We start from the raw sequence: 10,342 nt of genomic DNA on the forward strand, positions 1-10,342 counted from the left end.
GTGCTCTACCAACTGAGCTATTCCCGCAATGTGAAGCAAAACCGCATGTGGCGTGAATGGCCTGAGCCTTTCACTACCGCTGCACCGTCAATGGACGCCACAGTTTTAAAACTGGAGCGGGAAACGAGACTCGAACTCGCGACCCCGACCTTGGCAAGGTCGTGCTCTACCAACTGAGCTATTCCCGCAATATGGCGTCCCCTAGGGGACTCGAACCCCTGTTACCGCCGTGAAAGGGCGGTGTCCTAGGCCACTAGACGAAGGGGACACGCTACAACTTCACTGCCTGCCGCGTTTCGCTGTGTGCTTTACGCTGCAAGTGGCGCGCATTCTATGGATGCCTCGACAAGCCGTCAACCCCTTTGTGGAAATTTATTTAAATCAACGACTTCCGCCCCTGTACATAGGTCGCGCATGATGCGCCCGGGGATTGGCGTTGCTTTTCTGACGCCAGCCCGGCAAGCTCGCATCAAAGTGCCAGCACTGTAGATTTTCGACCTTGCGCCGACACCCATGGGTATGACCTGTCCGCCAGGCTGCACTGTTCGCCCCCTGGCGAACTCACTACACTCAATGATGCAAAACTTCTTCATGAGGCGTTAACGGTGACACCACTTCTGATCACCCTGCTCATCGTGGCGGGTATCGCGTTGCTGATCGTGATCGGCTACCTCAACAATGTCGTGGAAAACGCCAAGCTCGAGCGCGCGCGCCTTAAAGTCGAGCTGACCGAACGCTTGCGCCGCTGCGGTGAGATCACCGAAACCTTCCCCGGCCAACTGATGACCCCGGCACTCAAGCTGCTGCTGACCCGCCTGGAGCTCAACCTCAATCAGCGCCTGCTGGCGCTGGACAAGCACAACGGCGACTTCAAGGCGCGCATCACCGAACTCGAAGGATTGATTGCCAAGGGCGACAAGTTGCCGGTCAACAACCCGCCGAGCCCGATTCAGACCGAGGTCAAAGCCAAGGACGTGCGCTTCCTGCTTGAGTCGCTGCACAACCAGATCGTGCGCGCTACCCAGGAAAACTTCCTGCAGTCCAACGAAAGCAAGTACTGGGTCAGGGAAATTCGCCACATCCTGGTACTACTGCACATCGAGTTCTTCAATAACCTCGGCCAGCAGGCGTTGCAGCAGAATCAACCAGGCCATGCGCGGCTGGCGTTCGAACGCGGCGTGCAGTACCTGCGCAAACAACCGGAACCGAAACAATATGAAGAGCAGCTGACCTACCTGGAAAAACTGCTCGCTCGCGCCAACGCGCAAGTACTGGACCAGATGGAGCCGGCCGAAAATGACCAGAACGCGCTGACCCAGGGCCTGAAAACCGATGAAGACGAGACGTGGAAAAAGCGGGTGATCTACGACTGATCCACAACCGTTGAATACAAGAAGGGCCGCAAAAAGCGGCCCTTCTTGTTTTTCAGCAGTCGCTCAACGCCAGGAAGATCGACGCCAGGCGTTCAAGCCCGCACTGATCGGCCTCACTGAAACGCGCAAGGCTCGGACTGTCCAGGTCGAGCACGCCAATCAGCCTGCCCTCCTTTACCAGCGGGATCACCAGCTCGCTGTTGGACGCGCTGTCACAGGCGATGTGACCTGGGAATGCATGCACATCTTCCACCCGCTGGGTCTGCCGCGTGGCTGCGGCCGCGCCGCACACACCCTTGCCGAATGCGATGCGCACGCACGCCACCTGCCCCTGAAATGGCCCGAGCACCAGTTCTTCGTTGCGGTTGAGGTAGAAACCCGCCCAGTTCAGGTCTTCCACCTGGTGGTAGAGAAATGCCGAGAACTGTGCGGCGTTGGCGATGAAGTCACGTTCGTCGGCGAACAACGCCTGTACTTGCGCAGCCAGCAGGTCATAGCCATCGAGGCCTTTGCCGCTGGCGTTGAGGTCGATCATTGGTTCTGCTCCAGCAATTGCAGTCCGACCCAGTAGCGGGCGAACTGGTAGGCACAACGGCCATTACGGTTGCCGCGGCCGGTGGCCCAGCGCGCAGCGAGGATGTCGAGTTCTTCGGTGCGCTGCCAGGCCAGCCCGGCCGGTCGCGCGAGTTGGCCGATCCAGTGCTCGACCACGTTGAGGAAATGCTCCTGGGTGAACGGATAGAACGACAACCACAAGCCAAACCGGTCAGACAAGGCGATCTTGTCTTCCACCGCTTCGTTGGGGTGCAGCTCGCCATCGATCATCTTCCAGTTTTCGTTGTCGCTCTGCTTCTCGGGCACCAGGTGACGGCGGTTCGAGGTGGCATAGAGCAGGACGTTGTCCGGCGCCTGCTCGAGCGAACCATCGAGCACACTCTTGAGCACGCGGTAGTCGCCCTCTCCCGCCTCGAACGAGAGGTCGTCGCAGAACAGGATGAAGCGTTGCTCGAGCTTTTGCAGTTGCTCGACCACCCGCGGCAAGTCGGCCAGGTGATCGCGCTCGATCTCGATCAGGCGCAGGCCCTGGCTGGCATGTTCGGCCAGCAGCGCACGCACCAGCGACGACTTGCCGGTGCCCCGCGAGCCCCACAGCAGAGCGTGGTTGGCGGGCATGCCATTGATGAACTGATGGGTGTTGCGGCCCAGTTGCTCACGTTGCTGATCGACGCCGATCAGGTCCGAGAGTCGGATGTCCAGGCTGACTTCCAACGGCATGAGGTAGCCACTGCGACCATCACGCTGCCAGCGCGCAGCGAGGGTCGACGACCAGTCGATCTGCGGTCGGGGCGCCGGCAGCAGCGGTTCGAGGCGGGTCAGTATGGATTCGGCGTGTTCCAGGAATGCAATGAGGCGGGTGTCCATGAAGGTTTCCTTAATCAAGACCGGTTCAGGAGCCGGAGCGCCGCCATAGCGCGACAAGACTGCCCCTACAGAGCCAACAGAGGTTGTGGGAGCAGGCTCGTCCCGCGATGGCCGCACACCGGCCCATTGATTGGATCGCTCGAAACAACAGACAGACCCGCCAGCAGCCGGGGCTGATCGGCTATGCTTGCGCAGCGCAAGGGGCGTTGAACCGGCTCGGGAACCATGGATATCAAGTTCACCAATCGCCTGTCATACAAGCAAGCCCGGTTGACAGTCCTGGTCGGCTTCATCCTGGGAACATTGCTCAGTCTCATCCAGATCGGCATCGATTATGCCAGCGAAGACGCGTCCATCAACCGCGAAGTGCAGGCATTGCTGCAAATAAGCCACGACCCGGCCTCGCGCATCGCCTACAACATCGACGCCGAGCTGGCTCAGGAGCTCACCGGCGGGCTGCTGCAATCGCCAGCGATCATCCGTGCGCGCCTGATCGACAACAACGATACGGTGCTGGCCGACGTCCATCGCCCGCGCCAGGAAGACAGCTACCGGCCGCTCAGCGACTTCCTGTTCGGCGAGCAACGCCAGTTCAAGGACCGCCTGTTCCTCGCCCACATGCCCGAAGATTACCTCGGCACCCTGTACCTGGATGTCGACACCTACGCCTTCGGCAGCCGCTTTCTCGACCGCGCCGGCATCACCCTGCTCAACGGCTTCGCCCGCAGCCTGGTGCTGACCGGTATTCTCCTGGGGCTGTTCTACATCATGCTGACCAAACCGCTGGTCACTGTCATCGGCGCCCTGAGCGGCAGCGATCCACGCCAACCCGGACAGACGCGCCTGGACTACCCCACCGGTCATGAGCACGATGAGATCGGGGTACTGGTGAAAGTCGCCAACCAGCAGTTCGTCAGCATGGCCACCGAAATCCAGCAGCGGCGCAACGCCGAAAACCGCCTCACCCAATACCTCAACGAGCTGGAAGACATCGTCTCGGCCCGTACCGAAGAACTCAAGGCCAGCAACAACCGGCTGAGCCAGTCCAACCAGGAACTGGAAGAGGCCCGCCGCCGCGCCCTGGACATGGCCCAGGCGCGCGCCGCCTTCCTGGCCAACATGAGCCACGAGATCCGCACACCGCTCAACGGGATGCTCGGCATGATCGCCCTGGCCCTGGACAGCGGGCTGACCGCCGAGCAACGCCAGCAGCTGTCGATCGCCCACGACTCGGGCAAGGTGCTGGTCGAGCTGCTCAACGATATCCTCGATCTGTCCAAGTTCGATGCCGGGCAACTGGAGCTCGAACGCATTCCTTTCGACATGGGGGCAATGGTCGAGGACACCGCCAATCTGCTGTCGCAGAACGCCGCGCCCAGTGTCGAGCTGACCTGCCTGATCGCTCCGGACTTTCCCAGCACCGTGCTCGGCGACCCCACACGGGTGCGCCAGATCGTCAGCAACCTGCTGTCCAATGCGCTCAAGTTCACCCGTTTCGGGCGCGTCGACGTTCGCCTTTCGAGCATCGTCGGCGGCGTACGCCTTGAAGTGTGCGACACCGGTATCGGAATCCCGGAGGAAGCCCAGGTGCGCATCTTCCAGCCCTTCACCCAGGCTGGCGCTGGCATCACCCGCCAGTACGGCGGCACCGGCTTGGGCCTGGCGCTCACCCACAACCTGTGCAAGGCCATGCACGGGCACCTGCATATTCACTCGCAAACCGGCTTCGGCAGCCGCTTCAGCGCCGACCTGCCCCTGCCCACCCACACCGAAGCGGTCTCGCCTGCGCCGCTGAAGGGTCAGGTGGTGGCACTGAGCAATGCCTCAAGCGGCCTGGCTGAACTACTGCACGGCCTTTTGCCAAGCTGGGGGTTGGATTATCAGCGACGCGACGATCCCAGAGGGCTCGAAGGCATGGCCATCGATCTGCTCATCACCGACGATGCCGAGCACCTGTTCGAACTGCGCCACGGCCTCAGCGCACCGATCCTGCTGGTCACGGCCTATGGCAACTTCCTGCCCGGCGAGCAAACCGCGCAATTGGCCCCTTTGCACCAGCAGGCACGCCCTCTGGCGCGCAATGCCCTGTACCAGATGCTGCGTCGCACCCTGCAAGGCGAGAATGCCACCCCCGCACCCACCGAGGCCGGCCGCCTGCTGGAGCGGCGCGCGCAGATCCTTCTGGTGGAAGACAACCCGGTAAACCAGTTGGTAGCCAAGGGCATGCTCGGCAAGCTCGGCTGCCAGGTACAGGTTGCCGCCCATGGTGCCGAAGCGCTGGAGATACTCGAGCGCGAAGGCTTCGACATGGTACTGATGGACTGCAACATGCCGGTGATGGATGGCTACGAGGCCAGCCGGCGCATCCGCCAGAGCGGGCGCTGGCCCGACCTGCCAATCGTCGCCCTGACCGCCAACGCCATGCCCGAAGAGCGCGAACGCTGTCGCGCTGCGGGCATGGACGACTACCTGGCCAAGCCGTTCCGCCGCGAAGAGCTACTCGCCCTGATCGACCACTGGGTGCCGGTCAGCGGCTGAGCAGACGCTCGATATCCGCTTCCAGCGCCTGCGGCTTGGTGGTCGGTGCATAGCGCGTGACCTGGCCGCTGGACGGATCGACAAGGAACTTGGTGAAGTTCCACTTGATCTTCTGCGTCCCCAGCAGGCCGGGCGCACGCTTCTTCAGCTCGGCGAACAGCGGGTGGGCGCCAGGGCCGTTCACCTCGATCTTGCGAAACAGCGGGAAGCTCACGCCGAAGTTGAGCTCACAGAACTGCGCGATTTCCGACGCATCGCCCGGCTCCTGCTTGCCGAACTGGTTACACGGAAAGCCCAGTACGACAAGGCCCTGGGCGGCATGGTCCTGCCACAGCTTCTCAAGCCCCTTGTACTGCGGCGTGAAACCGCACTGGCTGGCGGTGTTGACCACCAGCAGCGCCTTGCCGGCGAAGTCGCCCAGGGTTTTCTGCTCGCCCTTGAGGGTGACGCAGGGAATGTCCAGCAACGCATCGGCCATGTCGAATCTCCGTTCAGTCGTGCGGTTTGAAATCCAGGCAAACCGAATTGATGCAGTAGCGCAGCCCCGTCGGTGGCGGGCCGTCCGGGAACACGTGACCCAGGTGCGCGTCGCACTGGGCGCAGGTGACTTCGGTGCGGATCATGCCGTGGGACGTGTCGCGGATCTCGATCATCGCACTCTCCTCGATCGGCGCGTAGAAGCTCGGCCAGCCGCAACCGGAGTCGAACTTGGTCTGCGAATCGAACAGCGGCAGATCACAACAGATGCAGTGATAGACACCGGCACGCTTTTCACTGTTGTATTTGCCCGTGAACGGTCGCTCGGTCCCCTTCAGGCGGCATACCTGGTATTGGGCGGGATCGAGCATCTCACGCCATTCTTCAAGTGTTTTGTCGATCTTTTGCATGGATGGACCTCGGCAGGCTGAATTTCACCCTGCGCCGTCTTTTCCCTGGCGCGGGTGGCACGTATATTAGTTGGCTTGTGCGCAGACGATCAGTCTGGCACCCGCGCCCCGTCCTTTTCAAACCTTTTGACGACAGCGCCCCGCGACTTATCCATTCGGGATCACATCATGCAGTTCAGCAAATCGAACAAGCTCGCCAATGTCTGCTACGACATTCGCGGTCCGGTGCTCAAGCACGCCAAGCGTCTGGAAGAGGAAGGCCAGCGCATCCTCAAGCTGAACATCGGCAACCCGGCGCCCTTTGGTTTCGAAGCGCCGGACGAAATCCTCCAGGACGTGATCCGCAATCTGCCGACCGCCCAGGGCTACAGCGACTCCAAAGGGCTGTTCAGCGCGCGCAAGGCGGTGATGCAGTACTGCCAGCAGAAGCAGATCGAAGGCGTTGGCATCGAGGACATCTACCTGGGCAACGGCGTCTCCGAACTGATCGTGATGTCGATGCAGGCGCTGCTCAACAACGGTGACGAGGTGCTGATCCCGGCCCCCGACTACCCATTGTGGACCGCAGCAGTGAGCCTGGCTGGCGGCAAGCCCGTGCACTACCTGTGCGACGAGCAGGCCGACTGGTTCCCGGATCTTGACGACATCAAGGCCAAGATCACTCCGAACACCAAGGCCCTGGTGATCATCAACCCGAACAACCCGACCGGCGCGGTGTACTCCAGGGAGCTGCTGCTCGGCATGCTGGAGCTGGCCCGCCAGCACAACCTGGTGGTGTTCTCCGACGAGATCTACGACAAGATCCTCTACGACGAAGCCGTACACATCAGCACCGCCTCGCTCGCTCCGGATGTGCTGTGCCTGACCTTCAACGGCCTGTCCAAGTCCTACCGGGTCGCAGGTTTCCGCTCCGGCTGGCTGATCATTTCCGGGCCCAAGCACCACGCGCAGAGCTACATCGAAGGCATCGACATGCTGGCCAACATGCGCCTGTGTGCCAACGTGCCCGCACAGCACGCCATCCAGACCGCGCTGGGCGGCTACCAGAGCATCAACGACCTGGTATTGCCGCCGGGCCGCCTGCTCGAACAGCGCAACCGCACCTACGAGTTGCTCAACGCCATCCCCGGCGTCAGCTGTGTCAAGCCAATGGGTGCCCTGTACGCGTTCCCGAAAATCGACCCGAAGGTCTGCCCGATCCACAACGACGAGAAGTTCGTCCTCGACCTGCTGCTGTCGGAGAAACTGCTGATCGTCCAGGGCACGGCGTTCAACTGGCCGTGGCCGGATCACTTCCGCGTCGTCACCCTGCCGCGGGTGGATGACCTGGAGCAAGCCATCGGCCGTATCGGCAACTTCCTGCGCACCTACTCGCAGTAAGCGATCAAGGCCTTGTCGTGCCAACCGGCCATGTTGGCACGACGCCCTCCGCCCCACGGATGAATTCTTACATCCTGCAACGGTCTATCCCCCGGCGATCCGCCGCATCTCTGTCATACTTCGCGATACACAGTTTGAAATAGTCGGCCAGTTGAATCGCCTCGGCCGCCACCTTATATACCCCGCAGTAGAGCGACATTTTCATCCGTCAGGAGAACGTAACAACCATGATGCGCATTCTGTTGTTTGTAGCCACCAACCTTGCGGTGGTGCTGGTTGCAAGCATTACCCTCAGCCTGTTCGGTTTCAACGGGTTCATGGCCGCCAACGGCGTCGACCTGGACCTGAGCCGCCTGCTGGTCTTCTGCGCCGTGTTCGGGTTTGCTGGCTCGCTGGTTTCGCTGTTCATCTCCAAGTGGATGGCGAAGATGACCACCGGCACCCAGATCATCACCCAGCCGCGCACCCACCACGAACAGTGGCTGCTGCAGACGGTCGAGGAGCTGTCCCGCGAGGCGGGTATCAAGATGCCGGAAGTGGGCGTGTTCCCCGCCTACGAGGCGAACGCCTTCGCCACTGGCTGGAACCGCAACGACGCACTGGTCGCCGTTTCGCAAGGCCTGCTCGAACGCTTCTCGCGGGACGAGGTACGCGCGGTACTGGCCCACGAGATCGGCCACGTCGCCAATGGCGACATGGTTACCCTGGCACTGGTCCAGGGCGTGGTGAACACCTTCGTGATGTTCTTCGCGCGTATCATCGGCAACTTCGTCGACAAGGTGATCTTCAAGAACGAAGAAGGCCAGGGCATCGCTTATTACGTCGCGACCATCGTCGCCGAACTGATCCTGGGCATCCTGGCCAGCATCATCGTCATGTGGTTCTCGCGTCGCCGCGAATACCGCGCCGACGAAGCCGGTGCCCGCCTGGCAGGTACTGGCGCGATGATTGCCGCACTGCAGCGCCTGCGTTCGGAACAAGGTATGCCAGTGCACATGCCCGATACGATGAAGGCCTTCGGCATCAACGGCGGCCTCAAGCAGGGCCTCGCCGGCCTGCTGATGAGCCACCCGCCGCTGGAAGACCGTATCGATGCACTGCGTCGTCGCGGCTGATTCAACGCGGTAAATGGAAAGGGCGACTCAGGTCGCCCTTTTCTTTGCACGTCTTCTGGTCAGAAGGCCGATCAACGCTGCAACCGATACACCCGTTCCACCAGGCTGCCGACTCCCGCTTTCTGGAATTTAGGGCTGTCCTCGATAATGTCCGGCGCCTGCAACTCGGCCACTTCTTGCCATCCAGCAAGCCCGCGCCGGACTTCGTCATCCGGCACCGAGAACGGCGGCCCGTCCAGACGCGACTGATCGTAATCCAAGGTGACCATCAGCCCCTGGCAAGCCGTCGGCAGGTAGTCAGACAGCAACGCAAGGTAACGGGTACGCAGCACCTGCGGCAATGCAATCACCGCAGCGCGATCATAGAGCCCCGCGCACTGTGCCAGATCCTCCGCCTGCAAGGCGAAGAAGTCACCACACCACAACTCCACCAGGCCGCTGCGCCAGACCTCGAAGGCCCCATGCCGTGACACCTCGGGCTCGAGTTTGTGCTCCAGGAAGAAATCCGCCACCGCACGTTGCGACAATTCCACCCCCAGCACGCGATACCCCTGCCCCGCCAACCAGATGACATCCAGGCTCTTGCCGCACAAAGGCACCAGCACCTGGCTGCCGGATTCCAGCTTTGGCCAGTGCGCCTGCAGGTACGGGTTCACCTGCGACTGGTGAAAGCCGATCTGATTGTCCGCCCACCGCTTGTGCCAGAACGCTGGCTCCATGATTCCTCCGAATATTTCGATAGATAACTTGCAAAACTTATATTGGATATCGATCTGTAGCTGATCGAAGATGGCGGCATCTTAACCGCTCAGGACCCTGCCATGCTGCCTAGCCTGTTCATTTCCCATGGTTCCCCCATGCTTGCCCTGCAACCCGGCGCCAGCGGCCCCGCACTGGCCAGCCTGGCGGCAGGCCTGCCACGGCCGAAGGCGATCGTGGTGGTGTCCGCGCACTGGGAAAGCCAGGAACTGCAGGTGATGAGTAGCGCGCAGCCACAGACCTGGCACGACTTCGGCGGCTTCCCCGCTGCGCTGTATGCCGTGCAGTATCCAGCACCTGGCGCCCCCGAACTGGCGCGCGAGGTAGCAGGCTTGCTCAGTGACGCCGGCCTGTCCGCCCAGCTCGATGCACAACGCCCCTTCGACCACGGCACCTGGGTGCCACTGTCGCTCATGTACCCGGATGCTGGGATCCCGGTAATCCAGGTGTCGCTGCCCGGCCGCCAGGGCCCAGCCCTGCAGCTGCAGGTTGGCAAGGCACTGGCCGGATTGCGCGCCCAAGGGATACTGCTCGTCGGTTCCGGCAGCATCACCCACAACCTGGGCGAACTGGACTGGCACGCCGGGCCAGACGCCATCGAGCCCTGGGCACGGGCGTTCCGCGACTGGGTGGTCGAGCAATTGAAGGCAGAGGATACGGCCGCCCTGGAAGACTATCGACAGCAGGCTCCCTACGCGGTGCGCAACCACCCGAGTGATGAGCATCTCCTGCCATTGTTCTTTGCCATGGGTGCAGGCGACAGGTTCGGGATCGTCCACCAGGGCTTCACGATGGGAGCACTGGGAATGGATATCTACAGGTTCGACTGACTCCACAGACCTCAATCGACAGGCAAAAAAAATCCCCC

At 61.8% G+C, this 10,342-nt stretch carries 10 protein-coding genes and 2 tRNA genes; 5 read left to right on the plus strand and 7 right to left on the minus strand.

Annotation, left to right across the window (positions count from 1 at the left end; all coding sequences use genetic code 11):
* Positions 1-112: 112 nt before the first annotated feature.
* A tRNA-Gly gene (locus HU729_RS23735) sits at positions 113-188 on the minus strand.
* Between the two features lie 4 nt (positions 189-192).
* Positions 193-268 (minus strand) — tRNA-Glu (locus tag HU729_RS23740).
* A gap of 337 nt (positions 269-605) precedes the next feature.
* Here HU729_RS23740 and HU729_RS23745 point away from each other — a divergent pair.
* Entirely contained in the window at positions 606-1,373 is a 768-nt protein-coding gene (locus tag HU729_RS23745) for a hypothetical protein (RefSeq protein ID WP_186711720.1), read from the plus strand.
* A gap of 52 nt (positions 1,374-1,425) precedes the next feature.
* Here the strand turns inward: HU729_RS23745 and HU729_RS23750 are convergent, their stop codons facing one another.
* Together HU729_RS23750 and HU729_RS23755 are read right to left on the minus strand one after the other, a co-directional pair.
* Positions 1,426-1,908 carry a GAF domain-containing protein gene (locus HU729_RS23750; RefSeq protein WP_186666826.1) on the minus strand — a complete coding sequence of 161 codons (483 nt, stop codon included), beginning with the start codon at positions 1,906-1,908 and terminating at the stop codon, positions 1,426-1,428.
* Positions 1,905-2,795 (minus strand): ATP-binding protein, encoded by an 891-nt coding sequence (locus HU729_RS23755; RefSeq protein ID WP_186666827.1) that lies wholly within the window; start codon positions 2,793-2,795, stop codon positions 1,905-1,907. The genes HU729_RS23750 and HU729_RS23755 overlap by 4 nt, the downstream gene beginning before the upstream one ends.
* Before the next feature lie 225 nt (positions 2,796-3,020).
* Between HU729_RS23755 and HU729_RS23760 the strand changes: the two genes are divergently transcribed.
* A complete protein-coding gene (locus HU729_RS23760; protein ID WP_186711721.1) occupies positions 3,021-5,333 on the plus strand; it encodes a response regulator in 2,313 nt (770 codons plus the stop codon).
* Here the strand turns inward: HU729_RS23760 and HU729_RS23765 are convergent.
* Together HU729_RS23765 and msrB are read right to left on the minus strand one after the other, a co-directional pair.
* Entirely contained in the window at positions 5,323-5,811 is a 489-nt protein-coding gene (locus HU729_RS23765) for a glutathione peroxidase (protein ID WP_186666829.1), read from the minus strand. The two genes, HU729_RS23760 and HU729_RS23765, sit on opposite strands and share 11 nt — an antisense overlap.
* 13 nt (positions 5,812-5,824) lie before the next feature.
* Entirely contained in the window at positions 5,825-6,220 is a 396-nt protein-coding gene (msrB, locus tag HU729_RS23770; protein WP_186666830.1) for a peptide-methionine (R)-S-oxide reductase MsrB, read from the minus strand.
* Between the two features lie 168 nt (positions 6,221-6,388).
* Between msrB and HU729_RS23775 the strand changes: the two genes are divergently transcribed.
* Entirely contained in the window at positions 6,389-7,600 is a 1,212-nt protein-coding gene (locus tag HU729_RS23775) for a pyridoxal phosphate-dependent aminotransferase (protein ID WP_186666831.1), read from the plus strand.
* A 227-nt stretch (positions 7,601-7,827) separates the two neighbouring features.
* Positions 7,828-8,715, plus strand: a complete 888-nt coding sequence (htpX, locus tag HU729_RS23780) for a protease HtpX (RefSeq protein ID WP_063543804.1) — start codon at positions 7,828-7,830, stop codon at positions 8,713-8,715.
* Between the two features lie 71 nt (positions 8,716-8,786).
* Here htpX and HU729_RS23785 read toward each other — a convergent pair whose 3' ends face one another.
* Entirely contained in the window at positions 8,787-9,434 is a 648-nt protein-coding gene (locus tag HU729_RS23785) for a thiopurine S-methyltransferase (protein ID WP_186711722.1), read from the minus strand.
* Between the two features lie 102 nt (positions 9,435-9,536).
* Between HU729_RS23785 and HU729_RS23790 the strand changes: the two genes are divergently transcribed.
* Entirely contained in the window at positions 9,537-10,304 is a 768-nt protein-coding gene (locus tag HU729_RS23790) for a class III extradiol ring-cleavage dioxygenase (protein WP_186711723.1), read from the plus strand.
* The last annotated feature ends 38 nt before the right edge of the window (positions 10,305-10,342 follow it).

This window comes from Pseudomonas sp. RW10S2 (genome assembly GCF_014268985.1).
GTDB classification, from domain to species: Bacteria; Pseudomonadota; Gammaproteobacteria; order Pseudomonadales; family Pseudomonadaceae; genus Aquipseudomonas; species Aquipseudomonas wayambapalatensis.

Excerpts from the sequence above, each read along its gene's own strand:
- HU729_RS23750 (WP_186666826.1), bottom strand. The coding sequence starts at position 1,908 with ATGATCGACCTCAACGCCAGCGGCAAAGGCCTCGATGGCTATGACCTG.
- HU729_RS23755 (WP_186666827.1), bottom strand. The coding sequence starts at position 2,795 with ATGGACACCCGCCTCATTGCATTCCTGGAACACGCCGAATCCATACTG.
- HU729_RS23760 (WP_186711721.1), top strand. The coding sequence starts at position 3,021 with ATGGATATCAAGTTCACCAATCGCCTGTCATACAAGCAAGCCCGGTTG.
- HU729_RS23765 (WP_186666829.1), bottom strand. The coding sequence starts at position 5,811 with ATGGCCGATGCGTTGCTGGACATTCCCTGCGTCACCCTCAAGGGCGAG.
- msrB (WP_186666830.1), bottom strand. The coding sequence starts at position 6,220 with ATGCAAAAGATCGACAAAACACTTGAAGAATGGCGTGAGATGCTCGAT.
- HU729_RS23775 (WP_186666831.1), top strand. The coding sequence starts at position 6,389 with ATGCAGTTCAGCAAATCGAACAAGCTCGCCAATGTCTGCTACGACATT.
- htpX (WP_063543804.1), top strand. The coding sequence starts at position 7,828 with ATGATGCGCATTCTGTTGTTTGTAGCCACCAACCTTGCGGTGGTGCTG.
- HU729_RS23785 (WP_186711722.1), bottom strand. The coding sequence starts at position 9,434 with ATGGAGCCAGCGTTCTGGCACAAGCGGTGGGCGGACAATCAGATCGGC.
- HU729_RS23790 (WP_186711723.1), top strand. The coding sequence starts at position 9,537 with ATGCTGCCTAGCCTGTTCATTTCCCATGGTTCCCCCATGCTTGCCCTG.